The following is a 25,984-nucleotide window of genomic DNA, read 5'->3' as shown; positions in this document are numbered from 1 at the left end:
GACGAATTAAACACGGACGATACGTGCCTCTACTCCCTCCTGTTGAAAATAAGCAAATTCCATAAATGCTGCCACTACGGGCGGAAAGTCCAAAGGACTACCCAAACTGCTCGCTCCCAGAGGCGGAAGAACAATAAATAAAGCTTGCCCGTTGTCCCCCAGCAACCTGAAAGACAAGGACAAGCTTTTTATAAAAATAAAGAATCGAAAACGCGGAAGCTATAAAATCATCTAGCGGCTTCCGCCGTTTTACGGATGATTTCACGGGCCTTGCGCACGTCGTCCTCATGGGAATCGCCGCGGCTTCTTTCCACGGTGAAGAGCTTGGAAAGTTCCTCATCCATGCGGGCCACGGCGGCTTTCGCCTTCGGGTTCTTCGCGGCGCGGGCGCGCAGGATATTGACCTTTTCAAATTCTTCCAGCCCGTCGCGGAGTTTTTCAAACCGCAGGGAACTGAGGTTGCCGGGATAAACCAGGTAGCAGTCTCCCGCGGGCCAGTTGCCGAAGTCCGTCTTTTCAAACGGATTGCGGTTCCAGGAGTTGTAGGCCCACCTCAAAAAGCCGTCCAGATGGTTGGCGGCGGCAAAGAGGGGCAGCCATTCCGCCTCCGCCAGCGGGGAGATGGTAAAGGTGTTGGGCTTTTTGGGATGGACGCAAACATAGAACGTCGTCTTCTTCCCCTCTTTCTTGCGCTGCGCCAGGAGATCGCCCGTGACCGTGTCCGCATGGTCGAGCACGGGAGAGACGTCATACACGTCCCGGGTCATGGCGGTAGGCCGGTTGACGGCGGAGACGATCTTGAATTCCGGAGCATACTTGTCCAGCACGTTCTTGGCCGCCTTTACCATGGCGTCCGGCCGTTCATCCAGCCCGATGCAGGTCTTGTCCAGCCATCCCTTGCTCTTGACGTGCTTGCGGAAATCCGTCAGGAAAGGCCCCCAGATGGCTTCGTAGGAAGGGTCGTTCGGCTTGAGGTCCAGGAACTTGTATTTTCCGGTAGCTTCATCCAGATAACGGACTTTCATGTTCCACGGAATCATGGTGTAGCAGGATATCTGGCCCTTGACGCCCACCTCGTTGATCATGAAGGAAACCCATTTGTCAAAGTTGGCGTAGTTCCAGCGCATGGTTCCGTTCTTGCCCTTGATCCATTCGATCATGGGGGGGAACCAGTCGTAGGTCTGGGCGTTCCAGGCTTCATCAATCAGGGAGCAGGTAATGGCCTTCTGCCCGGCATCCGCCAGCCTCTTCATCACCGGCTTCATCAGCGCGAAATGTTCCGGAGACCACGGTTCCACATCATGCCAGCGCGCCACAGCCTGCGGATGCTGCCAAAGGTCCAGGTGAACCTGCCAATTGGCGGGCGCAGGCAGAGATTCCGGAGCCACTTCCAGAACTACGGGAACGCTCACGGGAGAGCCGCTTTCCGCGGAAACCACTATTTTTCCCTTGTACACGCCGGGTTTGGCGGACGGGGGAATGTTAACTTCCACCCAGACGGGACGCACGCCCCCGGCCTGCAGGTCACAGCTGTTTTCACTGCCGATGATATCTGAAATGAGCCTGTTGCCTCCCTTGGTGTAGCGTATCATGGAGGTCCGGACGGGAATGACCTGTCCGGCAGCATTTTTTACCCCGGCGCAGGTAGCGGATAACTGGGGCTGCGCCTGGGAAGACCAGACGGCAATCTGTCCGGCGGCGCGTTCGCCCCTCCAGCCGGACAGGCGCACGGAATCCTGAAGCATTTCCTGCCTGGGAGCGCCGCTGTAAGGGATGCGGTCATAATCCTTCACCGCCGCGGCTTGCAGGTTCAGGGCGGCATCAGGGCCGTAGCCCTTGATTTCCACCAGGTGCCCTCCCTTGTCATTGCCGGCGTTGTTGCCCAGGAAGGTGATTTTGACGTACCGGACCGTCTGGGGATTGAATTTGAAGGGGACGCCTTCCGAGGTGGCCGCAATGCTGTTGGAAGACTGGTCCGCCAGCATTTTCCAATTTTTGCCGTCTTCCGAGCCTTCTATTTTATACTTGTAAATGCGGCCCCCCTCCCAATACGGCCAGACATGCAGGGCGGAAAGCGCGCGGGGCTTCCCCATGTCTATCTGAAGCCAGACGGGAATGCCCTCACATCCCCAGTATTTGCCTGCGTTGTTCGCCTGGCCGTCCACGGCCAGTTCCGGACGGTCGTTGCCGTAATGCCCGGAAGCGGTGACTTTGGCCCCGGCAAACAGGTTGCCCGCATCACCCGTCGCTCCGGCGGAAACCAGGGCGGGTTCATATAGCGGGTGCCTGTCCGGCGACTGGGCCTGAACAAAAGACGTTAAGGCAATAACGGAACACAGAGGAAAAAGAAAACGGCGCATGCGTATATTACGTGCAGGAATTCCGTTTTCTCTCAAGAAAAAAGAGTGTTTCCGCTATTCCGCCAAAGGACGCACCGGAATGCCCCTGGAGGCAAAGTAGGTTTTGGCTTCCGGCACCGTGTATTCGCCGAAGTGGAAGATGGAAGCCGCCAGCACGGCGTCCGCCTTGCCCTCCACCAGCACGTCCACCATGTGGTCCAGGCTGCCCGCTCCTCCGCTGGCGATCACGGGAATGCGCACCGCCTCGCTGACGGCGCGGGTCAGTTCAATATCGTACCCGGTTTTGGCCCCGTCCGCATCCATGCTGGTCAGCAGGATTTCCCCGGCACCGCGGCGTTCCGCCTCCACGGCCCATTCCACGGCATCCAGCCCCACGAATTTACGGCCGCCATGAGTGGAAACGCCCCATTTGCCGGGCGCCTGCCTCTTGGCGTCAATGGCTACGACGATGCACTGGCTGCCGAAGGCTGCCGCGCCTTCATTGATCAGTTCCGGACGGTTGATGGCCGCCGTATTCAGGGACACCTTGTCCGCGCCCGCCAGAAGCATTTCACGCATGTCCATTACGGAACGGATGCCTCCTCCCACGGTCAGCGGCATGAAGCAGCAGGCCGCCGTGCGGCGCACCACGTCCACCATGGTGGCGCGGCCGTCGGAAGAAGCGGTGATGTCCAGAAAAACAAGCTCGTCCGCCTGCTGGGCATCATATGCCCTGGCGCATTCCACCGGGTCACCGGCATCCCTCAGGTTGACGAAATTGGTCCCCTTGACGACTCTGCCGTCCGTTACGTCCAGACATGGAATGATTCTTTTTGCCAGCACGGCCTTATCAAGCCATCACCGCCAGCAAAGGGAAAGCCTAAAATACGGCTTGCCGCAGGATGCCTATGATGGGAAAAAACGTCTCTTTCCTATAAATATCCCGTTGCAAGCTTTCTTTGTCATCTCCATCAAATTTGAAGACAATTCCTTGAATTTCAATAAATGGATAAATGTATAGAAAGCATTTTACACACGCTTTCCTCCTCCTGTTCAATAAATGTCTGCGGATTAAGAATCCGCAAACAATAAAAAATGTTAACAATTAATTTACTGTACATTTTAATACATTGAAAATACTATCATTATAGTATTCCTGGTCTTTTTTGAATTCATCCTTTCCATACTTGCTCCGCAAGTTATACAAAATTTGTATTTCACATAAAAAAACCGGATTCTTAATCCGGTAAACGGGTGGAAATACTTCCTTCCAGTATTTTTGACTCAAAAGTTTAATAAAATGAAGAAAACACTTTCTCTTCTGGCCGTCACGCTCCTCGGCATTTCCGGCGGCCACGCCGCCGTCACCCTGGTTTCCGGATTTTCCCGGTTTGACCAGACTTCACCGGACAGCGGCACCGCTGTTTCCGACCTGGGAACGAAGTCCCTCAGCTGGACGCTTAACGACGCTCTCTGGAATAACGACGGAACATGGACGTCCAATGCGACCAATTCAAAGAAAAACGGGCTTGACGTTTCCTCCCTTCAGCTTTCCGGAGCTGCCGGCTATACGGTGAACATTAACTTCTCCAGCGCCGCCAGCCTGGACAACACTGATTCCCTCTTCTGCGCTTCCATTGGCGGAACCGGTCTTAATTCCATTGTAGGACGCTATGAAAGCGGCAAGATAGGCATCGCCAACAATGGCGGCAGCTCGGGACGTCCCGCAAGCGGCTTAAGCAGCACCGCCATTGACTTCAACAGCCCGTTTTCACTGACTCTCTCCGTTCAGGCAGGGGGAGCCTACAGCGTGTTCATTACGCAGAACGGCACCACTCAGACCGTATCCTGGCCCAACATGGCCCAAGCCGGAAATCTGGACCAGCTCTATATCGGCTGCTGGGCAACCTTGAACGGGAACCAGAGTTCCCCGACGGTATCCGGCCTCAGCTTCTGGGAAGGCGCGGCAACGCAGGATGACCTGGCAGCCATCATCAACGTTCCGGAACCGGCCACTGCCTCCCTGAGCCTTCTGGGGCTGGGCGCACTGCTCCTGCGCCGCCGGAGAAAGTAAAATTTCCTCCTGTCGGGCCGCTGGCGGTTTCATGCAGCCAGCGGCTTTTGTTTTTTATCCCTTTGAATCCAACTGCCATGAAATTTTCATCACTTTACCGCAGTCTGCTGTTCATCCCCATAACGGCGGCTTTCATCGGCGCGGCAGAAGCCAAGACGCTTCAATTATACATCCTGACAGGACAATCCAATTCCCTGGGAGCCGTCAAGGGGTCTCCGGCGTCCGCGGAGCTGCTGGAACAGTACAGGTCCGATGGAAGCACCAAATTCTGGCACAATAATTTCAACAAGATCACCGGCAGTTCCGTAGACTGCAATCCGCCAGCTTCCTCTTCCTGGGGTTCTATCGTACCCCAGGTGTGCGGAACGGAGTCAAGCAATTACAACTGCATGGGGCCGGAGTACGGCTTTGCCGCCATGATGGAGCGCAAGGGATGGTCCCTGGGCGGCCCTGGCTCCGGACATGCGGACATGGGAATCGTCAAGGCTGCTCTGGACGGAGGAGGCAATTCCTATTGGAACAAAGGCACGAACGCCTATAATGCCATAGTGGAGACCGTCAGGAAGGCCTGTGAAAACGCCCTGGCCAACGGTTACGACAAGGTGGAGATCATGGGCGTAATGTACCTTCAAGGAGAGTCCAATACAGTCACTGACAGCAGTAATGCCGCCAATTCATTTTTAACGTTTCTGGACAACTTGCAGGGGGACCTTGCCCGGGATGGAGTGGACACCGGCCCTCTGGCGGCACATCAGGCCATTCTGGGAGAACAGGCCAAGTGGGGCACAACCAACGTCACGAATGCTGAAACGGGGGACGTCACCGGAGGATTCAACGGCAATGAAGGTTCTTCCGGAACAACCCGCGACCAGCAGGAAGCCCTGGCCCGGGCAAACGACAACATGGGCTGGGTTCCGACACGGGACCTCGCCAAAATCACCTCCGGCGACAACATGGGCGTCCATTACGACGGAAAGTCCCAGATCACCATCGGAGCGCGGTATGCCTATGAGGCGGCCAGGCTGGCCGGGTACGATACGGGTACGGTCCGCAGCGGAAATTACGACGCCGCTCTCTCTTCCACGGAAGCCTGGATGAACGGCAAGCTCCCCGTGGACAGCACGGCCGTCTGGGACGCAGCCTCCTCCGCCAAGGATAACATGGTGAGTTCCGCCGCCGGAACCAACGCCGTGCTTTACGGCATCAGGATTGAAGATACATACCTGAACACCATCACCATCCGGGGCGTGGCCGTTGACGGCAGTTCCGCTCCCTCCATGCAGGACGGCCATTTGATCCTGGGGAGCGGCGGCATCGACATCGCAACCGGAAAAAACCTGAACATCGCTTCCGTGCTGGAGCTTCAGGGCGACCAGCAATGGAACCTTGCGGGAGGAAGCACCCTGTCCATCCGGGGGAGCAGTTCTTCCGGCAACCATCAGCTCACGTTCATCACGGGAACGGGAGACGTCGCCATCCGCAATTCCACCCTTGCGGCTGATCCCTCCGGAATCGCCAGAGTGGAGGTCAGCGCCTACGTCAATACGGATGCCGCCGCTTTTACGGGAAACTGGACCGTCGGTCCCGGCGTGGAATTAACAATGAACGGCACGGATACCAAGACCGCCGGCTCCGGCTGGGGAACGGGCTCCGTCACGCTCCAGGGGGCAACCGTCCTTGCCGGCTGGGAACACGTGACGTCCAATACGTGGAGCAACCGTTTCATTCTGGAGGAAGGCACCGTTTCCTCCTTCGGGAGCTCCACCAACGCCACCGGAAAAGTCCTGACCCTGTCCGGCGGGATTTCCGGAAATGGGGCCTTGTCCAAGACCACCGGCAATACGCTGGTTCTGGCCCATGCCAATACCTATGCGGGAGGCACCCAAATCCGGGGAGGCACTTTGCGGCTCGGAGACAGAAACGCCCTGGGCACGGGAACGGCGGCCGTTCACATGGGAGGAACGCTGGATTTGAACCGTTATGACGTTTCCAACACCATCCGCCTGTCCGGAGGGGAGGTGCTGAACTGGGGCACCGTTGCGCGTGTGGAAATCGGCCACCAGGTGGTCTGGGCGGACCAGCACCTGGAAGGAACGCTCGCCTTGTCCGACGGCTCCCGCATCCTGGCCGGCAATTCCATGACGCTGGGAACGGGCGACAGCCTGGCGGCGGGAAATTTTACCGTGGAGCTTTCATCCATGAACCTGGTGGAAGGAGGCGAAGGGCTGGCCTCCATCATCATGACGGGAGGCGCCTTGAACCTGCTGGACGGCCTGACTCTGGACGTCAGCGGCATCCTTGCTCGCTCCGGCACCATGTCCTTCAGGATTACGGATATTTCAGGGGGTACCCTGGAAGGGCTTTCCTCCGCGGAAGATTTTTCCCTGGCAGAGGCCGCCCATGGCTGGAATGTGCTGGATTACGACGCTTCCACGGGAATCGTGACGCTTTCCGTGCCCGAACCGTCCTGTGCCCTGCTGGGGCTCCTGGGCATGGCGGCTCTGCTGGCAATGCGCCGCAGGGCCTGACTTTTTCCCCCTGCTCCCGAAGCCAGCAGGAGCGCCGCCAGCCTTTGCGGCGCTCCGTGACCGGACCTGAACAGCCCGGGGATTTAACTGGAAGTTATGCCTTCCTCCCCCCAGCCGCCTTTCCTCTGCGCGCGTTGGAAATAACCGGAGTAAACAGGGCGAAATGGGGCAAACGGCTTAATAGCTTTTCTTTCCATGTCCAGGTGCTAGACTCCGCGCAAGGCATCTCCACCCATGACAACCACACGCTCGGGATTTACCAAACTTGCAGCTATCTGCATTGCCATCCTTCTGGGGGCCGTCATCTGGGAGCTGGGGTGGCCCCTGACGCATGCGGAGCATGAATGGTCGCGCCTGATTGCGGCCGTCGCCACGCTGGGCCATTTGACGGGCGTGCTGGGCTCCTTCTTCCGGAAGGAGATCAACCGCCCTTCCCTGAGGCTGCTGATTTTCCAGATTATCTGCTGCCTGCTGATCTTCCTGCTGATCGCCAGGGAGCAGCAGGAGGACAGTTACATGAGGTTTACGGAGCTTTCCCGCCTGGTGATTACGGCAGGGCTGATCGCCATCCCCACGCTGATGTCCCTGACCAGGATTTTTGAATGGCTGCTGGGCAAGCAGAAAAAAGGGCGCCCGCTGATGGCTCCCGCCATGCAGTTTGTGACCTCCCTGGGGGTGGTCATCCTGGCGGGCACCGGGCTGCTTCTGCTCCCCAATTCCACGTATCCCGGCATCACGCTGAGCTTTACGGACGCCCTGTTCACCAGCACCAGCGCCGTGTGCGTCACCGGGCTGAACGCCGTGGACTTCGCCAGCACTTTCACCCCGCTGGGGGAAATGTTCACGCTTGCCCTCATCCAGATCGGCGGGTTCGGCATCATGACGTTCGCCTACTTCGTGGCCATGGTGGCGGGCCAGGGCTTTTCCCTGCGTGACCGCGTGCTGCTGACGGACCTGCTGGACGAAGGGAACCTGGGGTCCGTGGTCTCCTTCATCACCACCATCGTAGTCAGCACGCTGTTCATTGAACTGTGCGGGGCCGTCCTCCTGTACTTTTCCTGGGAAGGAAAGGATATCAACCTGATGGGGGAACCCCTGTGGTGGCACTCCCTCTTCCACTCCGTTTCCGCCTTCTGCAACGCGGGTTTTTCCACGTTCCCGATGAATCTGATGGAGCCGGGCATCCGCCTGTGCTACAGCGGGCAGGCCGTCATCATGGCGCTGATCGTATGCGGCGGCCTGGGATTCGGCATTTACAAGGAAATCAACTCCCGCCTGGTCAACCGCTTTCTGGCCAAGCACCGCCGCCTGCGCATGCAGTGGACCCCGTATTTCAAACTGGTGATGATCGCCACGGGCATTCTGCTGGCTGGGGGCGCCCTGTCCATTTTTGCCGTTTCCGCCCCCCACACTTCCGAACCGCTGGGGCAGCACCTCTGGAGCTGCCTTTTTGACAGCGTCACGGCCCGCACGGCGGGATTCAATATCAGCGACTACAGCCGCTACCTGCCCGCGGCCAGCCTCATCATGTGCGGCCTGATGGTGGTGGGCGGCAGCCCCGGCGGCACGGCGGGCGGCATGAGAACCACCACCTGCGCCATTGCGGGCGCGGAAATCCTGCGCATCCTCCGCGGCCGGGACCACGTGGAATTCTTCCACCGCCGCATTGACCAGCGCACCGTGGCGCGGTGCGTGATCACGGTGGTGGTCTCCTGCGCCTGGATCGGCTGTTTCACCATTCTTATTTGCAGCCTGGAGCCCGCCATGAGCTCACTGGATATCTTCTTTGAAAACTGCAGCGCTTTTGCTACGGTAGGCGTGTCGCGGGGAATCACGCCCAATCTGAGCGACCCTTCCAAGTATCTTCTCATCATCAACATGCTCGCCGGCCGCGTGGGGCTTTTCGCCTTCCTCATCGCGCTGGCCGGCACCCCTACCCCGCGGCATTACCGCTATCCATCCGTCAAAATTCCGTTAACCTGAACATACCATCATGAGATATACCGTTATCGGCCTGGGCCAGTTTGGACAGGAGCTCTGCACGGAGCTTTCCGCCCGCAACATTGAAGTAGTGGCCGTCGCCTCCACGGATGAAGAACTGGAGCAGATCAAGGACCTGGTGACTTACGCCGTGGTGACGGATTATACCAATCCGGCCGCCCTGCGGGAACTGGAGCTGGACGACCAGTCCGCCGTGATCGTCGCCATCGGGGACAGCTTTGAAGAAAACCTCCTCGTCGTCACGCACCTCCAGAAAATGGGCGTGCGCTACATCTACGCCCGCGTGATGAGCCCGGTGCACGAGCACATTTTAAGCCAAATGAACGTGTACGCGCTCATCAACCTGTCGCGCGTGGCCTCCAAGCAGCTCGCCAGCCAGCTGGAATCCCCGGAATTCCTGCGCGTCTCCCCCATGGATGAGAACCACAGCATCGTGGAAATAGCCGTGCCGCGCATCTGGGTGGGCAAACGCCTCCGGGACGTGGGCCTGCGCACGGAGCACCATCTCAACCTGCTCACCATCCGCCGCGGAGAAGCCCAGACCCCGCAGGGGCGCCGGGAAATTCTTTCCATCCCGCGCATTCCCGTCATTGGCACCCCTTCCCCGGACCTCGTCTTTGAAGACCACGACATCCTGATCCTGTTCGGCAAGGAGACGAACCTGATTGAATTCGCCCAGTTGTCCAAGGGCCTGTAAACCCGGACCAGTCCCATTCCGGAAACCGGTCTTTCAGGACAGCTCTTCAAAAGCGGTCATCAAGCGCTTTTCAGAGATACGGCCCTTGACGGAGATAGCGGGGGCGAAGACGGCCAGGCGGTATTCTTCCAGCAGATAGCCGTACTGCGTCCAGCGCGGGTCGCCGTCATGTTCCGGCAGGGCCTGATGCCAGGGGAGGTACACGCGTTCAAAGAGGTCCAGGCGTTCCAGCTCCCTGGCCAGGGGCTGCTGGCCGATGCGCCTGATGCGTTCCGCGATGCCCTGCATGTACCGTTTCAGGTCCGGCAGATGCTCCGCTCCATGCGCCCACAGGAAACGGGGCCGGAGCAGCCAGTCAAGCTGGCGCCGGAGGTCAGCCGTGATGCGCTCCGTATGGCGCACGCCCTGCTGGGCGGCGGCAAAGTCCCTGGCGGCATGCTCCGTGGCCGCTACCAGCTCCCAAATGTCCGCCACGCTGTGGGCGGCGTCAAAGAGGTTCTGGCGCAGGCTCATTTCCGCAGCGGCGAATTGTTCCGCCGTGCGCGGGAGGGGGCGGCCCATGGCGATCTCCGCGGAGACGTCCACCAGGTCGTCCGCATTGGTGGACGGGTCCCTGCCCAGCATGTGCAGGGAAAGCTTCCCTTCCAGTTTCAGCGGGAATTTCTTGCGGAGGTGGTTGAGCTGGTCCGTCTGGCGCAGGCGCATGAAGCGCAGGCAGCCTCTCCGGTGGGCTTCTTCCGCGCGCAGTTCATCCTCAAAAACGCGGACACCTACAGACGGGCCTTCATCCACCAGGGCTACGTAACCCGGCCTTCCCGCCACGTCCACCGTGCGCTCCAAATCTCCGCAGGTCCATTCCTTCATTCCGGTTACGGATACGATGTCCGCCGCTGTTTCCCGGAACCGGCGGGAGAGCTTTTTGCCCAGCCGCGCATTCAGCTCCGCAACGTCCGTACCCATGGCAAGCTCTTCTCCTTCGTCGTCGCAGACCCAGATTTTCGTGACCAGCTCCGCCGGAATGCGGTTCATGTCAAAGAAGGAGGGAGCGCAGAAACGCCCGGTTTCCGCTTCCACGAATTCCGCCAGCTTCTGCGCCAGCGGCCCGTCCGGCTCCAGGCCATGCCGCAGCTCTGCAAAGTAGGCGGCCTTCTGGCTGATGGGCTGGAGAAAGACGCGCAAGTCCTTGGGAAGGGTGCGCAGCAGGCATTCCGCCCGCTGGGCCAAATGGCCCGGGACGCCCCATTCCGGCAGCCATTCCGGCACGTCCGGCAACTGGTCGATATGGACGCCCAGCGTCACGCCGTCATCTTCCGCGCCGGGGTCATTCTGGTAATACACGGCGTATTCCGCGCCGCCGCAGGAAATTTCATCCGGAAAGCCGTCCAGAAGGTCCCTGCCCCAGAAATCATACATGGCCTCCTGCGGCGGAACGTGCAGGGCTTCCGGGTTGTCTTTTTCCATGCTTCCGGCCCAGCGCAGAAAGGCCCTGGCCGTGCAGCAGTCCTGCGGAATGAGCCTGTCAAAGAATTCAAAAACGCCTTCCTCGCACCAGACCTGGTCCGGGCGGCGCAGCTTCAGTTCTATCTGCCGCACTTCCTCCCGGAGCGTTTCCAGATGCCTGATGCATCCGGATTTCGTACGGAAGCCGCCGCCCAGCAGCCCTTCACGGATCATGATTTCCCGCGCATGGGCGGGATGAATGCGGCCATAGTGGACGCGCCTGTTGTCAATGATGCGCAGACCGCCGCACACCACGCGCTCCACGGCGTAAACCGCGCCCTGCTCCTTGTCCCACCGGGCTCCGGAATAGTGGGATTCACAGAGATGGGGAGCCACCTGTTCCACCCATTCCGGCTCCAGCCGGGCGGCGCGGCGCATCCACAGGCGCGTGGTGTCCACCAGCTCCACACCCATCACCCATTCGCTCCGCTTCTTGCGGCGGAACAGGCCGGAACCGGGAAAGATGCCGAAGGAGCGTCCCCCGGCGCCGCGGTATTCCCGGTTGTCCGCATCCCAGAGGCCGAACTGGCGCGGAACGCCCGCCAGGATGCTCCGGTGAATCATGGCGAAGGAAGCCTGCCGTTCCACTTCCGCCTCCAGGGGGGGGATCCTGCATTTCAAGGTCTCCTTCAGCAGCCGGGAAAGGTCTTCCCACAGGTTGAACCATTCCATCATGCGGTTGAAATTGAGGAAGTTTTTCCCGCACCATTTCCGGAGCTGGTTTTTGTGCCAGCGCCGGCCTTCCCGGAACTGCCACGCAGCCTTCCACAGTTTGAGCAGGGACAGGAAATCGCTGTCTTCATCCTTCCACTGCGCGTGGGCCTGGTCCGCCTTCTGCGCGGCATCCGCCGGACGTTCCCGGGGATCCATGATGCCCAGGCCGGCCACAATCACCAGCATCTCCGGCAGGGCCTGTTCATGCTGCGCTTCCAGCAGCATGCGGCCCAGCCGCGGGTCAATGGGCAGCCGCGCCAGCTTCCTGCCCACGGGCGTGAGCTGCCGGGCCTTGTCCAGGGCGCCGATTTCCCGCAGGGTGCGGTAGCCCTCCGTGACCAGCTTGGAGGAAGGAGGGTCCGGAAGGGGGAATTCCGGCATTTCCGGAAGACCCAGGTCCTTCATCCGGAGAAGAGCCCCGGCCAGCGCGCTGCGCCTGATTTCCGGGTCCGTGAAGTCCGGCCTGTCCTCCCAGTCCTCCTCACTGTACAGGCGGATGCAGACGCCCTCGCACACGCGGCCGCAGCGGCCAGCACGCTGGCGCGCGCTGGCCTTGGAGACGGGTTCTATCTGAAGCCGCTGCACCTGCCGCGCCGGACTGTAGCGGCTGACTCGCGCCAGGCCGGAGTCAATGACGTAAATGATGCCGGGAATGGTCAGGGACGTTTCCGCCACGTTGGTCGCCAGCACGATGCGGCGGCAGCCGCGTTCCGGATGAAAAATCCTTTGCTGGTCTCCAAGGCCCAGCCTGGCAAAGAGGGGGAGGATGCGCGTATTCCTCAAATTCCGGCCTTCCAGCTTTTCCGCCACTTCACGTATTTCACGCTCTCCGGGGAGGAAGACGAGCACGTCCCCGCGGTCGTCCAGGGTATCCAGCCAGTCCACGGCGCGCGCCACATGGGCGGGGAGCTCTTCATCATCACGCAGAGGAGGCAGGTAATGAAGGTCCACCGGATAGGTACGGCCTTCCACCTGGACGATGGGGGCGCCCCTGAAGAACTCGGAAAATCCTCCGGCATCCAGCGTAGCGGAGCTGATGACCAGCCGCAGATCCTTCCGCCTGTCCAGCAGAAGTTTCAGGTAGCCCAGCAGAAAGTCGATGTTGAGGCTGCGTTCATGGGCTTCATCCAGAATCAGGGTATGATACTGGCGCAGGTCCGGATCATGCTGCGTTTCTGCCAGCAGAATGCCGTCCGTCATGAACTTCAGGCGCGTGTCCGGCCCGGCTTTTTCCTCAAAGCGCACCTGGTAGCCCACCAGGCCGCCCAGTTCGCAATTCAGTTCTTCCGCCACACGGCGGGAAACGGAAGCCGCGGCCAGCCTTCTGGGCTGGGTGCACCCTACCGTGCCCCGCACCTCCCCGGCAAGCTCCATGGCCATTTTGGGAAGCTGGGTGGTCTTGCCGGACCCGGTTTCACCCACCACCACAATGACCTGATGCTCCCGCATCGCCGCCAGAATGTCGTCCCGGCGGCGGGAAATGGGGAGGTCCGGATAAGTGATGTTCATGATGGAGGGAGAAAAAAACCCTGCAAGAACGTCCTGCAGGGTTGATGGAAAAGCCGGAAAGGATTTCTTTACTGCCGGGGTTTGGGAAGGGCGATGCGGCCGCTCCGGGTCAGCATCTGCACGTCGTAATCCTCAATGAGAGACAGGAAGCGGTCAATCTTGTGCTCACCGCCCGTCACTTCAATGGTCAGGGCGTCCCGCGTGACGTCCACGATGCTGGCGCCCAGGATCTGGCAGAATTCAATGACTTCATGCCGCGAAGCGGAATCCACGCCGATGCGGGTCAATACCGTTTCCCGGTACACGTTGTCCGTGTTGCGGAAATCCACTACTTCCACCGTGTTGACGAGTTTTTCCAGATGCTTGATGATCTGGTCCAGAACATCCTCCTTTTCGCGTACGACGATGGTCATCCGTGAAAAGCGCGGGTCCTGGCTAGGGGCAACGTTCAACGAATGAATATTGTAGCCCCGTCCACTGAACAAACCGGCAATGCGGGCAAGCACGCCAAATTTGTTTTCAACAAGTACGGAGATAGTATGACGAGTCATAAGTTTAATTTCTTAAAGGTGATGCATTATAGGCGCTTTTGACTGCCAGTCAAGCCCGCGGCATAAGGATGCCGGAAAACGCTTCTCCGGATGCGGTCTTCCGCAGACGCCGCACAGGCGGAATTCAAAGCTCCCGCGGCATGATGGCGTTGCTCTTCGTCGCCGTGGGAATGCGGGGCAGCAGCGTCTTTTCGGAAACCGGGCGGGCATCCACTTTCACGTTGAACTGCTGCCCGTCACGGGAAACGGTCAGCAGGGCCGGCCCCTCCCTCAAAGCCCTGACCAGTGCATCCATAGTGCTGACGCTCTGATGATTCACGGCAAAGACCATGTCCCCGGCCTGGAGGATCTGCCCCACGGATTTCTTCGGATTCACCTGGATGACCAGCAATCCCCGCGCGCCGATGGACTGTTCCTCAGCGGTGAGTTCACGCAGGTGCATGCCCACTCCTTCCATAAAGTCCTCCCACGGAGAAGGAACGTTCTTTAAAATGTTGTCCCCCACTTTCAGGGTGACGTTCATTTTTTGTCCCTTGCGCCAGATTTTCAGCCGGAATTTGTCGCCGATGGAAAGATTTTCAATGTGGTCCTTCACATCCTTGTCGGTCTGGATGGGAACTTCATTGAAGCTCAGCATCACGTCTCCCGTCTGAAGGCCCGCCTGCTCCGCCGGGGAACCGGGCTTCACGATGTTGACTACTGCGCCGCCTGCTTCATGGTAGTCCAGGAAACTGCGGAGCGGGGGAGTATTGCGCACAATGTCCAGCCCCAGGTATCCTCTCATGGGGCGTCCATGCCTGCAAATCTGCTCAAAGCTGTGCACCACCAGATTGGAGGGAATGGCAAAGCCGATGCCAGCGTAGTTTTTCTCCACATTGGGAAGCACCGATTTGTTGATGCCGATGATTTCACCGCGGATGTTGATGAGAGGCCCTCCGGAATTGCCGGGAAAGATGCTGGCATCCGTCTGGATCAGGTCCAGGCCGGAATCCACCAGCTTGCGTTCACGGGCGCTGATGATGCCGCGGGAAACCGTCGTCCCCAGTCCATAGGGGTTGCCGCAGGCCAGGACGATCATGCCGGGTGCAATCTCGTCACTGTTGCCGAACGGAAGAGGCGTGAAGGCCATCGGGTTTTCCACCTGCAGCACGGCGATGTCCAGCTCCGGATCCACCCCAACCAGGCGCACGGAAACGCTTTTCCCGTTGCTCAGCGTGACGCGCAGCGCATGCTTGTTCTGAATGACATGGTAGGCGGTAATGATATGCCCCTCTTCCGTGACGATGACGCCGGAACCCAGGCCATGGACCGCCAGCCTTTTTTCAATCATGGATTCGCCGTCTTCGGAAGGCTGCGGCACGCTGGTCACGCCCGTGGTGTCTATGCTGACCAGCACCCGTTCCACCAGCCGGGCGACGCGTGAATATTCTTCATTGAGCTGGTGCAGGATGGGAACGTCCTCCTCCTTGAGTTCGGACTGCTGCGCCATCGTAAACACCTCAGACCGGAAGGAAACGTTTTTCTCCGTAACGCGGCTGTTCCACCTCCAATAGGCAACGGAGACGACGGTCATCATAACCGTCATCATGATGACAAGTAAAGCCCGTGTCCATATAGTCGATCTCATGGAAATGCCCTGCCGTAGTAACGATCAAACGGTTTGCGGCTTGATCACGAGGAGATGCCTGAAAAATGGACCTGGAAGACTCCAGCCGCTTTTTGACATTCCGGTTCTATTGATACTATTTAAGCCTATTCTCTTCAAATGAAAAAACTTTCAAATGACAAATACGTCTTTTAACGAGGCATATTTTATGATACCGTATGGGTACGGTTTTATGGGTACCAGCACTTTACAACAACAAGCCATTCACCTCGTTTTCGGTACGGACGAAGGAATGGTGCGTGAAAAGGCTTCCGGCATCTTTGCCGCCCTGACGGAAGGCACGAATGAATTTTCCCATGAAATCCTGGAAGCGGCCTGCGGCGATTCCGATGAAGCGGACCAGGTGACGCGCCAGGTCATGGAAGCCCTGCGCACGCTGCCGTTTTTTCCGGGCCGCAAGGTGGTCTGGATGAAGAACTGCAATTTTCTGGGGGATTCCGTCACGGGGCGTTCCTCCACCACGGAAGCGGCTCTGGACTCTCTCAGGCATCTGCTGGAAGCGGGGCTGGGACCGGACGTCCTGCTGCTCATCTCCGCCACCGAATTTGACAAGCGCCGTTCCTTTAACAAATTCCTGCTACAATCCGCCGCCGCGGAGGAACTGAACAAGCCGGACATCACCAAGGCCGGCTGGGAAGGCAGCCTGATGCCCCTTATCAACAAGGAGGCAGGCGCGCGGGGCATGAACTTCGATTCCGCCGCTCTGGAGTTATTCATTCACCGCGTCAGCGAATCCTCCCGCCAGATTATTTCCGAAATTGAAAAACTGGATCTTTATCTGGGCGCGGACAGGCGCACCGTGATGCCGGAGGATGTGGAGCGCATGGTTCCGCTGACGCGCACGGGCGTTATTTTTGAAATTTCACGTGCTCTGGAAAACAAGAAGAGCGATGCGGCCATCTCCCTGATTGACTTTCAACTGGAACGCGGTGAAAACGCCGTCACGATCATGCGCGCAGCGTTCATCCCCACGCTGAGAAATCTGCTGGCCGCCAGGCTTTTATGTGATGCGTTCAATCTGAAGCCCACCAACTTCAAGGAATTTACGGCCCGCATCTCCTCCCTGCCCTCCTATGCCGCGGCACTGATTCCCCTGAAAAAAGACGGCACTCCCAATGCGTACCCGCTTTTCCTGGCGGCGCAGAACGCTTCCAAATTCAAGACGGAACGGTTGAAGCAGACTTTAAAGGAATGCATGAAGGCGGACAAGGCCCTGGTATCTTCTTCGCTTGATCCGCGGCTGATTCTGCACCGTCTTGCCATTTGCTCCGCATCCTGATGAATTCCTCTCCTTCCTCCGCCTCCTCCCTGTTCGACGTCCTCGTCGTCGGCGCCGGGCACGCAGGCATTGAAGCGGCGTTGGCCGCCTCCCGCCTGGGGTGCTCCGTCGCCGTTCTGACCCACAACCTGGATACCATCGGGCAAATGTCCTGCAACCCGGCCATCGGGGGGCTTGCCAAAGGCCACATTGTCCGGGAAATAGACGCCCTGGGAGGGGCCATGGGACTGAATACGGATGCCACCGCCATCCAGTTCCGGATGCTGAACGCCTCCAAGGGGCCCAGCGTGCGCGCACCCCGCGCCCAATGCGACAAAACGGCCTACCGCGCACGAATGAAAATGGTTCTGGAAACCGCCCCGGGCATACGCCTGTTCCAGGGTGACGTGGTCAAACTGCTCGTCAACGGGGAGCAGCAGGTGACGGGAGCCGTCACTTCCCTGGACTACACCATCTGCGCGCGCAGCGTGGTCATCTGCTCCGGAACATTCATGCAGGGGCTGCTGCACGTGGGCCTTCAGCACATAACGGGAGGCCGCATGGGCTGCGCTCCTTCCAGCCTTTCCACCGACCTCGCCGCGCTTGGCTTTCAAGTGGAACGGCTTAAAACGGGCACTTCCCCGCGCGTCAATGGAAGATCCATTGACTTTTCCGTTTGTGAAATGCAGCCCGGAGACGCGCCGGAGGCTCTGTTCAGTTACCGTTCCCGCGACGTACTGAAACGTGCTTCCGAACCTTTCTGCACCCTGAACACATGGGGAGACGAAGACTTCCGCATGAAGCAAATGCCGTGCTGGATTACCTACACCAATCAGACCACCCACGACATTATCCGGGACAATTTAGAATTCAGCCCTCTCTATAGCGGCATCATTGAGGGCATAGGCCCCCGGTACTGTCCTTCCATTGAAGACAAAATCGTGCGCTTTGCGGAAAAAACCAGCCACCAGGTTTTCCTGGAGCCGGAAGGCCGCAGTACGGAGGAATTCTACCTCAATGGCGTTTCCACCTCCCTGCCCTACTCCGCGCAATGCGATTTCATCCACACCATCCCCGGCCTGGAAAACGCCCAACTGATTCGTCCGGGGTATGCGGTGGAATATGATTTCTGCCCTCCCACGCAGCTGCACCCTACTCTGGAAACCAAGCTGGTGGAAAACCTGTACTTTGCAGGACAAATCAACGGCACCTCCGGCTATGAAGAAGCCGCCGCGCAAGGTCTGATGGCAGGAACAAACGCCGCTCTGAAAACTCTGGGCAAGCCCTCCCTGGTGCTGCGCCGCGACCAGGCCTACATCGGCGTCATGATAGACGACCTTGTCACCAAGGGAACGGACGAACCGTACCGCATGTTCACCAGCCGGGCGGAATTCCGGCTGCTGCTGCGCCAGGACAACGCGGACCTGCGCCTGGCCCCCCTGGCTTTTGAAACGGGCCTCATCACCCGCGAAACGTTCAGGAAAACGGAAGACAGGCAAAACGCCATTGAGGAAGGAATAGCAAAAGCAGCTTTGCTTAAACATGAAGGCGTTTCCCTTTCCACCTGGCTCAAGAGGCCAGGCAATGACTGGACCCTGCTGCCTGAAGAACTGAAAAAAATGTTCCACGTGGAACATTTGGATGCCATTGCCACGGATATCCAGTACGAAGGCCACATTGAAAGACAGAAAAAACAGGCGGAAAAAATCACCCGGATGGAAAGTAAAATCATTCCTGCCGACATTGATTACGAACGCGTTCACGCCCTGAAAAAAGAAGCGGTCATCAAGCTGGGCAGCATACGTCCTGCCACTATCGGGCAGGCTTCCCGCATTCCGGGCATTACTCCGGCGGACATTGCCCTGCTGCTTGTTCATTTGCAAAAGCGCGGCAGGCAGCAGGCATGAAAGCCTGCGCCGTTTTCATGCCGGGGCTTTAAATTTGAATACGGCCCGGCTCCTGAATGCTGAAAACTTGCATGCACGGTAAAAGCCTCATGCTCTCCCTATGACCCGTTTTCCACTCCCTGCAGGCTCCGGTTTATAAACGAGGGGGAGGTCTTTTTCCTGAATATTTTCCCCTGTATGACCGATACGCTTCCGGCTCGGTTCATGCCATCCGGCTTGTCTTAAAAAAGGGACACGAACAGAGAGGATGCACAATGATGAGAAAAACCGCCGAATGGCAGGCTCATCGGTAATTAAAGATGCTTTCCCGGTTTAAAAACATCCGGAAGGCGAATGAATAATTGGCTGTGCCCGTTACCGGTAGCTTACGTCGCCCCGGATGCACACATCGCTTCCAAAGATGCTCACAACCGGCTGCTCAAGAAAGGCTTCACGTTCCAGGAATGAACCGCCCGTCACGCCGTCTGCGCCGCCGCCCGTTATGATGGGCGCGTAAAATCCCACCCATTCATCCACCAGGCCGGCTTTCAGGAATTCCCGGACCAGGCAGCCTCCCGCTTCCAGCAGGACAGTCCCTGTTTTTCTTTCATTATACAGATTTTTTAATAATTCCAAATAACTTGAAACGTTCTCTACAATCAGGGTCCGGTCACGGAATTCATCCGTCAGGCAAACGGAATCCGCAGGAATGGATGCGGCGTTGTGAGTCAGGATAATGCGCCAGGGCTGTTCCTTAAGGGAAGAAACGGGACGGTCCGGTTTTCTGATGGTCAGGGACGGATTGTCCAGGCGCATGGTATTTCCTCCGGTAAGAATCGCATCGCACTCAGCCCGCAGGGTATGTACGAAAGACCTGGATTTTTCATTCGTCAGCCACTGGGACCGTTCCGGACTGCGTGAAATGCGGCCGTCCAGGGACATGGCGCTCTTTGCGATCACCCATGGGCGCCCCTCCAGCATGTTCAGCCTGAATCCCCGGATTAAATGATCGCATTCCTTTTCCAGAATTCCGCGGGTGACCTGGATGCCTGCTCTCCCAAGAATATCAGCCGCGGCGCCGCGGTGTCTGGGATTGGGGTCTTGAGAGCCATAAACCACCCGTTTGAAATGGTGTTCCAGAATGGCTTCCGTACAGGGTGGCGTTTTTCCGGTGGTGCTGCACGGTTCCAGAGTAACGTACAGAGTGGAATCCGCAAACAGGGCCGCGTTGCCTCTGGCCGTTCCATCGGCAATAGCCTTCCTTTCCGCATGGGGCAGGCCGGCTTTTTCATGAAAACCGGAGCCGATCACCTGGTTTTCATGCACGATGACCGCTCCCACGCAGGGATTAGGGCTTGTCAGCCCGACCCCTTTTTCGGCCAGTTTTACGGCCACGTTCATCCAGCGCGTATCCTGGTCCTCCGTGTTCATGCCGACCTTGTAGCACGAATGCGCGAGAAAGGACAATCACGTTGTGTGATTGAAGAATATTAGATTTAACAATATTAAATTCCTTCTTCTTCTACCCTGTGCCCAGTGTGAACAACGTTTTTACCGCCTGGGAATGAATGGATTGAAACCATCCGACAGTGTGAATAAATTCGGTTCATAAAAATGTGGATAACATCTGAATAACTTATTCACACCATACTCACAGTTAATTGACTTATCCTTTCACAGGGTTATTGGCAAGTGGAACCGTGAAACGGAGCCGCACGTTCCGTCTTGCGGAAGCGCCGGAAGAAAGCATACCATTCCTCCATGAGGGTTGCCAGATTGATTTACATTCCGGAAAGGGACCATACCTTTCCCGCAACGAGCCCTGAGAGGCCCTTCCGCGGCTTTTCCGTGGCCGGGGTGAGCGTAGCCGCCTATTGTGCCTCCCGGCTCCGGGAAGCGGGCTTTGAGGCGGTTTTTAATCCGGAAGCCGCCGTTACGGAAAGTGCGGCGGAAGTGGTAGAGGTGTCCATGCATGATTTTTCCCCGGAAGCTGCCGCATGGCTTGCTTCCTGCGGGACAGGGGAAGTACGGAATGAAGAAGGGCGGCTGCTGGCCCGGAAAGGGCCGGGGAACGGACTGTCACGTGTTTTTTCCGGGCGGGAGGCGGCTGTGGAGCGCCTCGTCTATCCCTGGGACCTGCTGGACTGGCAGAAGAGAGTGATGGAGGGAATGGAGGGAGACGATTTTTCCGGGCGGCCGGGCGTTTACGTCCTGGGCAGTCTCCGTGTGGGAAAGGGCACCGTGGTGATGCCCGGCGTGGTGGTTGAGGGCTCCGCATGGGTGGGGGACGGCTGCCGCCTTGGGCCCAACTGCCATTTGAGGGGATATGTGTCCATGGGAAACGGCTGTGTAGCGGGGCAGGGGGTGGAACTGAAGAACTGCATCATCGGAGACGGGACGTTTATTCCCCATCTGAGCTATGCGGGTGATTCCATCATTGGCAGCGACGTCAATTTCGGGGCTGGAACGGTGTGTTCCAATTTCCGCCATGACGGCGGGGAGCACAGGATGATGGCGGCCGGAAGGCTGGAAATTACCGGAAGGAACAAGCTGGGAGCCGTCATTGGGGATCATGTGCGCCTGGGCTCCAATACCGTTGTTTTGCCGGGCAGGGTGGTTCCGCCCGGCGCCTGGACCATGCCGGGGGAAACATTCACGGGAACATGAATTCCGGGACGGAAGTGCCGGAATACGGAAAAGGCCGCATGCGGGGGAACCCTTCCCGGCATGCGGCCTCTTGCTGGATAACGGCAAATGCTTAGCAGCTCCGGCGGCGGCGCATCAGCAGGGCGGCCAGGCCCAGCAGCCCCAGGGAAGCAGTGGCCGCTTCCGGAACAGGAAGCACAACGCCGTCGTAAAATTTGATGTTGTTGACATCTATGGTTCCGTTCATGGGACGGGTGTTTCCAAAGGAAGCTCCAAATTGGGAGCCTGTCAGGGCAGGGGAGGACGGATTCCAGCCGGTGATCGTACCTGCCAGGGCGCCGTTGACGTACACGGAGAGAGTCTGGGAGGAAAGATCGGAAACGATGCTCAGATTGTTCCAGTTGTCCTGCTGGAGGTCCGTCCAGGTCAGGCCTGTATTGATGTTTCCGCCGGATTGGCCTCCAAATCCCTTGTTGTAAAAATAAAGTTCCCCGGAGGCATTGAATTCAAGTACCATGCTGTTGGATTCTCCGGAAACCGTTCCATTGGAATACAGGCTGAAAACGTCTTTCCAGGCGTTGTTGGTGGAACTCAGGTTTTTCAGGTCGAAGCTGACGGTGAAACTGCCTGAAATTCCCGCTATGCCAGAGTTGTAGGGCGTGCCTCCGCCGGAGCCGCTGCCGAAAGTGGCATAATCGTTGCCGGTTGTATAATTGAATGAACCGTTCCAGCCGGGAGCAGCTATTTGCGTTCCTTCCGTGGTCCACTCCCAGGAATAAATGGGAGAAGCCGCATGGGCCATGCCTCCCGCAACCAGTAAAGACAAAATAATGAATGAACGTTTCACAGAAATTCTGAAAGTCTTTGTTGTTTAAAATCGCCGAAGCTTGGCTGAAAAGTAGCGGATTTCGAATCCGGATGCCGTTCTTTTTCCTCTGGAAAGCGGCAAATTCATTGAACATATACACGATCCGGAAGAAGCACTGTTTATGTTTCCTTTCATGCTTTTATTTTTCCGTGATCTTTCTTTTTGTTAACCGGCTTGTTCTTAAAAAAATAATTTGACCCCGGATTCGAAATCCGCGTGCGCGTCAACCGGGAATTGTTCGTCGGAGAACGGACTTTTAAGAATACTTAAATAATTTGAAAAACCGTTTCATGCAAGATATGCCCGGAGAAATAGCATATTACTACATATGGTATGCTTTTAAAAAAATACTGCCAAATATTAGGGTTTGACGGAGAAATGGCTTGAATCACAGGAGGCACTTGTGAGAGGATGCGAGGCAGATAAAAGCACAGACACATGAAGTTTACCATTTCCAAGCAAGTATTTCTCGACGGTCTGAGACAGGTTGCCAGCGTGGTGTCTTCCAAGACGACGCTGCCCATTCTTTCCAACGTCAAGATTGAAGCTGAAAACGGCCAGGTACGTTTTACGGCTACGGATCTTGACGTATGCATCACCGGCGTAGTTCCCGCGAACGTGCTGCGCGAGGGCACCGTGACTCTTCCCGCCAAAAAGCTGGTGAGCATCATCAGCGAGCTTCCTGAAGCCGAAGTCCAGGTGGACGTCAACCAGCGCAACCAGGCGACTGTGGAATGCGGCCGCTCCCAGTTCAAGCTGAATGGCCTTCCGGCGGACGAATTCCCCGAACTGCCGTCCTTTGAACAGGCGACCGTGTACCAGGTGGACCAGAATTTGCTGCGCGACTGCATCCGCCGCACGGAATACGCCATCTCTACGGATACGACCCGCTACGTGCTGAACGGCATTTCCCTTTCCTTCCGCAACGGCAAGATGACTCTGGTGGCTACGGACGGCCGCCGCCTGGCCCTGGCGGAAACCGCCCTGGAATTCCCGGAAGAACAGCAACTGGACGCCATTCTGCCCACCAAGGCCGTTGGTGAACTCCGCCGCCTTCTGGATGAAGTGGGGACCGTCACCGTACGGTTCACCCGCAACCAGGCCGCTTTTGAAATCAATGATACGCTGCTGATCAGCAAGCTGATTGACGGCAATTACCCGAACTACCGCCAGGTAATCCCGACGGACTGCAAGGAAAGCATTGAACTGCCCTGCGGGGAACTGCTGGAAACGGTGCGCCGCGTGTCCCTCCTTTCCGTGGACAAAAGCACGAACATCAAGCTGAACTTCCGTGAAAACGAACTCGAAGTGGCTTCCAGCGCGGAAGGCGTGGGTGAAGCTCATGAATCCATGACGATCACTTATGCCGGAAGGCCGCTTTCCATTTCCTTCAACCCGGATTTCTTCATGGCTCCCCTGAAGACGATGGCCGGGGATACGATCATTACGTTGAACCTCATTGATGAAATGAGCCCGGGCGTATTGAAGATAGGTGATGAGTTCCTGTACGTGCTCATGCCAATGAGATCTCCCAACTGATTTTGATGGTACAAAATCATTCATACGAGAACAGGCGCCGTGCTGTCACGGCGCCTGTTTTTTATTGATTGAAAATGAAAGTGATGACTGGGTTATTCACATGAATGTTCTACGTGGAACATTTTTCATTTTCCACCGTCGGCAATAAACCGGACGGTGATTTCCGGGGGAGGGATAAAAAACAGGCGTGCCGGCATGGCACCGGAAAAAACGCGTATAAACACCTTCCGGCGCCGGGAACGTGCGGTTCAGGCGCAAGGGAAGGCACGGAGTGCCGCAGCGGGTCTAAGGAGGCTCCGCCGCGTCATTCGCTCAACAACCCCGGATCGGCGAACAAATCCGGAGCAAGATGGAAAGGATAGGAACCGGAGGCTTGCAGAATGGCTTCCCGTACGGGAGGCAGGGAACCGAAGCAGGAGGATTCCACATCCAGAATACGGCCGTCTTTCAGTTCAATCATCAGTCCGGGTTCAGATTCATGATCGGGCGTACATCCTATGCGCTCAATCAGTTCCCATGGAATTTCCTTGCGTGAAATGCTGTTGCCCCAGGAGATGGAGGAGGAAGTGATTGTGAGAAAATAAGGTCTCCCCAGAATGACGGGAAGCCACAGGAACAAGAGAAGAGCGCCGAGGAGAAAGCTCCACCATCCGGACCCGAAGAATGCCCAGGCCAGGCCGCACCCCAGGGTGCCGAGGAGTCTCCCTCCCAGCCGGTAGCTGCGGTAGGAATAATAAGTGTTCATGAGTTGCGAAGTCAATGAAGCGTCAGGCCGGCCAGGGAACGCGAAGCCCCCAGCCGTACTCTGTACGATACTCCTTCATTCCTGCAAAGACAAGATGATAAGTCAGGAAATCCAGTCCAGCATGTCCGGCGGCAGGGAACCGCGGGAGCGGATCAGGGAAAGGAAAGCTTCCTCCATTTCCGGAGGCGGCGGAAAAATGCCCGGCATGGCGCGGCCTGCGGCAAGCTCCACGGAGCCCAGGTTATGGAGCGCCAGGGGAGGGTCTATGTAGCACATTTGCGTAGGGTCCGGCAGAATGAAATTAAGGGGGCGGCCTCCGTTCAGCAGGCGGTTCTTCGGGATCTCCGGCCCCCATTCGTCCTCCACGCCCATATTGGCCAGCAGAACGCCGGAGGAGCGGGTCACAGCGGGGTCAATCACTCCTGACAGGGCATGCCGCCGCCCTGTGGCCGTGACGGCGCAGAAGGCATGCCTGACTGCATTGGTGAGAGCTTCTCCATCCGTTGCGCGCACGAATGAGGCGGAGGACAGAGGGAGAGGTTTTTCCTCCACATCCGCCACGATAACGTTCAAGCCCCGCCTGAGCGCGTGCAGAACGATTCCGCGGCCCACTTTTCCGTACCCGATGACTACCAAGGTCCGTCCCGGGCCACTCTCAATTCCCAGCGCTTCCAGCGCGCGGAAAAAGCTTTCCCCGGTTCCCAGGCAGGTTTCTATCTGCTTGATTTTTCCGGCGTCCACCATCCACACGGGCTGTGTGCAGCGCGTATAATGCTGCGCTCCGGACCGGGTCAGTTCCACATACCCGCAGCGGCTGGGAACATGGCTGAGCGCCCCGGCGCAGTCCATCACCACATCATAGGGTCCGTCCGCCCGTTCCGCCTCCACCACGGGTATTCCATACCTGCCCAGCAGCGCGACCGTTTCCGGATCGTGGGGCATCACCGGAGAGACTGCTGCCGTCAACTCCGCTCCCGCCGCCAGCAGGGCGGCGTATTTGGCGCAGGTATTCCGGAATACGGGGGAGGCGTCAATCACACGGCATCCCTCCAACGGGCGGCTTTCCGCCCACGTTTCACACTGGTGCAGAAGCACGGGAAATTCTTCCTGCCGGTAGAAGGGGGACAAATCTTCCAGAATGCGCGCCGGAGATACAGGCATGGCAAAAATTGTAAGGGTTCTACGGATGGAGGGCAATCTTTCTCCTCTCGTTTTCATAGAAAAACTTCGGAAAAGATGTATTTTTTGTTTAAGGGTTTTCAGAAGTTGCGGCAAATTCGAAAAGACAAACTACTGAATCATCAACCATTCTTTCTCCATGAGAGAGACATTTTTTACAGGAATTTGACTGGCGCCAAGCAGGAATGACATCCTATTGTGGATTTTTTCTAACAAATAGATAATATTGATGTCTGTAAAAGGAAGGCGCTGATTATAAAAATTATTATATTATATTTTGATGG

The 25,984-nt window shown here is 57.6% G+C and carries 17 protein-coding genes; 8 read left to right on the top strand and 9 right to left on the bottom strand.

Features of this window, described 5'->3' with window-relative positions; translation table 11 throughout:
* Positions 1–227: 227 nt before the first annotated feature.
* Positions 228–2,360, bottom strand: a complete 2,133-nt coding sequence (locus HJW02_RS05000) for a glycoside hydrolase domain-containing protein (protein WP_102733233.1) — start codon at positions 2,358–2,360, stop codon at positions 228–230.
* A 54-nt stretch (positions 2,361–2,414) separates the two neighbouring features.
* Complete coding sequence (gene hisF, locus HJW02_RS04995) at positions 2,415–3,182, bottom strand: imidazole glycerol phosphate synthase subunit HisF (RefSeq protein ID WP_022396114.1); 768 nt, start codon at positions 3,180–3,182, stop codon at positions 2,415–2,417.
* 457 nt (positions 3,183–3,639) lie between these two features.
* Between hisF and HJW02_RS04990 the strand changes: the two genes are divergently transcribed.
* From HJW02_RS04990 to HJW02_RS04975, 4 genes are all read left to right on the top strand, one after another.
* Positions 3,640–4,413 (top strand): PEP-CTERM sorting domain-containing protein, encoded by a 774-nt coding sequence (locus tag HJW02_RS04990; RefSeq protein WP_102721691.1) that lies wholly within the window; start codon positions 3,640–3,642, stop codon positions 4,411–4,413.
* Positions 4,414–4,490: 77 nt separating this feature from the next.
* The gene (locus HJW02_RS04985) at positions 4,491–6,941 is read left to right on the top strand and encodes a sialate O-acetylesterase (protein WP_102721692.1); all 2,451 of its coding nucleotides are present in this window, start codon (positions 4,491–4,493) and stop codon (positions 6,939–6,941) included.
* A 234-nt stretch (positions 6,942–7,175) separates the two neighbouring features.
* A complete protein-coding gene (locus tag HJW02_RS04980; protein WP_102721693.1) occupies positions 7,176–8,924 on the top strand; it encodes a potassium transporter TrkG in 1,749 nt (582 codons plus the stop codon).
* Between the two features lie 10 nt (positions 8,925–8,934).
* On the top strand, positions 8,935–9,639 hold the full coding sequence (locus HJW02_RS04975; RefSeq protein ID WP_022396118.1) for a TrkA family potassium uptake protein: 705 nt from the start codon (positions 8,935–8,937) through the stop codon (positions 9,637–9,639).
* Positions 9,640–9,672: 33 nt separating this feature from the next.
* Here the strand turns inward: HJW02_RS04975 and hrpA are convergent, their stop codons facing one another.
* The 3 genes from hrpA to HJW02_RS04960 all read right to left on the bottom strand — a co-directional run bounded on the left by hrpA (position 9,673) and on the right by HJW02_RS04960 (position 15,501).
* Complete coding sequence (gene hrpA / locus HJW02_RS04970) at positions 9,673–13,362, bottom strand: ATP-dependent RNA helicase HrpA (protein WP_156340824.1); 3,690 nt, start codon at positions 13,360–13,362, stop codon at positions 9,673–9,675.
* Between the two features lie 68 nt (positions 13,363–13,430).
* The gene (ilvN, locus tag HJW02_RS04965) at positions 13,431–13,913 is read right to left on the bottom strand and encodes an acetolactate synthase small subunit (protein ID WP_022396120.1); all 483 of its coding nucleotides are present in this window, start codon (positions 13,911–13,913) and stop codon (positions 13,431–13,433) included.
* A gap of 124 nt (positions 13,914–14,037) precedes the next feature.
* Positions 14,038–15,501: a trypsin-like peptidase domain-containing protein gene (locus tag HJW02_RS04960; protein WP_208050609.1), complete on the bottom strand. Its 1,464-nt coding sequence runs from the start codon at positions 15,499–15,501 to the stop codon at positions 14,038–14,040.
* 250 nt (positions 15,502–15,751) lie between these two features.
* Between HJW02_RS04960 and holA the strand changes: the two genes are divergently transcribed.
* On the top strand, positions 15,752–16,858 hold the full coding sequence (holA, locus tag HJW02_RS04955) for a DNA polymerase III subunit delta (protein WP_180971122.1): 1,107 nt from the start codon (positions 15,752–15,754) through the stop codon (positions 16,856–16,858).
* The gene (gene mnmG, locus HJW02_RS04950; RefSeq protein ID WP_156340822.1) at positions 16,858–18,744 is read left to right on the top strand and encodes a tRNA uridine-5-carboxymethylaminomethyl(34) synthesis enzyme MnmG; all 1,887 of its coding nucleotides are present in this window, start codon (positions 16,858–16,860) and stop codon (positions 18,742–18,744) included. Before holA ends, mnmG begins: the two co-directional genes overlap by 1 nt.
* A 354-nt stretch (positions 18,745–19,098) precedes the next feature.
* Here mnmG and ribD read toward each other — a convergent pair whose 3' ends face one another.
* Complete coding sequence (gene ribD, locus HJW02_RS04945) at positions 19,099–20,154, bottom strand: bifunctional diaminohydroxyphosphoribosylaminopyrimidine deaminase/5-amino-6-(5-phosphoribosylamino)uracil reductase RibD (RefSeq protein ID WP_102733234.1); 1,056 nt, start codon at positions 20,152–20,154, stop codon at positions 19,099–19,101.
* Between the two features lie 330 nt (positions 20,155–20,484).
* Here ribD and HJW02_RS04940 point away from each other — a divergent pair, with 330 nt between their 5' ends.
* Complete coding sequence (locus tag HJW02_RS04940; RefSeq protein WP_102733235.1) at positions 20,485–21,390, top strand: hypothetical protein; 906 nt, start codon at positions 20,485–20,487, stop codon at positions 21,388–21,390.
* Positions 21,391–21,481: 91 nt separating this feature from the next.
* Here the strand turns inward: HJW02_RS04940 and HJW02_RS04935 are convergent, their stop codons facing one another.
* Positions 21,482–22,195 (bottom strand): hypothetical protein, encoded by a 714-nt coding sequence (locus HJW02_RS04935; RefSeq protein ID WP_102721699.1) that lies wholly within the window; start codon positions 22,193–22,195, stop codon positions 21,482–21,484.
* Between the two features lie 480 nt (positions 22,196–22,675).
* Between HJW02_RS04935 and dnaN the strand changes: the two genes are divergently transcribed.
* Complete coding sequence (dnaN, locus tag HJW02_RS04930; protein WP_022396127.1) at positions 22,676–23,776, top strand: DNA polymerase III subunit beta; 1,101 nt, start codon at positions 22,676–22,678, stop codon at positions 23,774–23,776.
* Between the two features lie 304 nt (positions 23,777–24,080).
* Here the strand turns inward: dnaN and HJW02_RS04925 are convergent, their stop codons facing one another.
* The gene (locus tag HJW02_RS04925) at positions 24,081–24,521 is read right to left on the bottom strand and encodes a hypothetical protein (RefSeq protein WP_022396128.1); all 441 of its coding nucleotides are present in this window, start codon (positions 24,519–24,521) and stop codon (positions 24,081–24,083) included.
* A gap of 102 nt (positions 24,522–24,623) precedes the next feature.
* Positions 24,624–25,682 carry a hypothetical protein gene (locus HJW02_RS04920; protein WP_102733237.1) on the bottom strand — a complete coding sequence of 353 codons (1,059 nt, stop codon included), beginning with the start codon at positions 25,680–25,682 and terminating at the stop codon, positions 24,624–24,626.
* Positions 25,683–25,984 lie beyond the last annotated feature (302 nt).

Origin of the sequence: Akkermansia sp. GGCC_0220, assembly GCF_017566105.1 — a bacterium.
GTDB lineage: Bacteria > Verrucomicrobiota > Verrucomicrobiia > Verrucomicrobiales > Akkermansiaceae > Akkermansia > Akkermansia massiliensis.
Note: the sequence above shows the minus strand (reverse complement) of the source record. Positions and strands in the feature narration are given on the sequence as shown.

What these genes read in the sequence shown, in the direction of transcription:
- HJW02_RS04980 (WP_102721693.1), top strand. Translation starts at nt 7,176, where the DNA reads ATGACAACCACACGCTCGGGATTTACCAAACTTGCAGCTATCTGCATT.
- HJW02_RS04990 (WP_102721691.1), top strand. Translation starts at nt 3,640, where the DNA reads ATGAAGAAAACACTTTCTCTTCTGGCCGTCACGCTCCTCGGCATTTCC.
- HJW02_RS04985 (WP_102721692.1), top strand. Translation starts at nt 4,491, where the DNA reads ATGAAATTTTCATCACTTTACCGCAGTCTGCTGTTCATCCCCATAACG.
- ribD (WP_102733234.1), bottom strand. Translation starts at nt 20,154, where the DNA reads ATGAACACGGAGGACCAGGATACGCGCTGGATGAACGTGGCCGTAAAA.
- mnmG (WP_156340822.1), top strand. Translation starts at nt 16,858, where the DNA reads ATGAATTCCTCTCCTTCCTCCGCCTCCTCCCTGTTCGACGTCCTCGTC.
- HJW02_RS04940 (WP_102733235.1), top strand. Translation starts at nt 20,485, where the DNA reads ATGAGGGTTGCCAGATTGATTTACATTCCGGAAAGGGACCATACCTTT.
- HJW02_RS04975 (WP_022396118.1), top strand. Translation starts at nt 8,935, where the DNA reads ATGAGATATACCGTTATCGGCCTGGGCCAGTTTGGACAGGAGCTCTGC.
- holA (WP_180971122.1), top strand. Translation starts at nt 15,752, where the DNA reads ATGGGTACCAGCACTTTACAACAACAAGCCATTCACCTCGTTTTCGGT.
- HJW02_RS05000 (WP_102733233.1), bottom strand. Translation starts at nt 2,360, where the DNA reads ATGCGCCGTTTTCTTTTTCCTCTGTGTTCCGTTATTGCCTTAACGTCT.
- HJW02_RS04920 (WP_102733237.1), bottom strand. Translation starts at nt 25,682, where the DNA reads ATGCCTGTATCTCCGGCGCGCATTCTGGAAGATTTGTCCCCCTTCTAC.
- HJW02_RS04960 (WP_208050609.1), bottom strand. Translation starts at nt 15,501, where the DNA reads ATGATGACGGTTATGATGACCGTCGTCTCCGTTGCCTATTGGAGGTGG.
- dnaN (WP_022396127.1), top strand. Translation starts at nt 22,676, where the DNA reads ATGAAGTTTACCATTTCCAAGCAAGTATTTCTCGACGGTCTGAGACAG.
- ilvN (WP_022396120.1), bottom strand. Translation starts at nt 13,913, where the DNA reads ATGACTCGTCATACTATCTCCGTACTTGTTGAAAACAAATTTGGCGTG.
- HJW02_RS04925 (WP_022396128.1), bottom strand. Translation starts at nt 24,521, where the DNA reads ATGAACACTTATTATTCCTACCGCAGCTACCGGCTGGGAGGGAGACTC.
- hrpA (WP_156340824.1), bottom strand. Translation starts at nt 13,362, where the DNA reads ATGAACATCACTTATCCGGACCTCCCCATTTCCCGCCGCCGGGACGAC.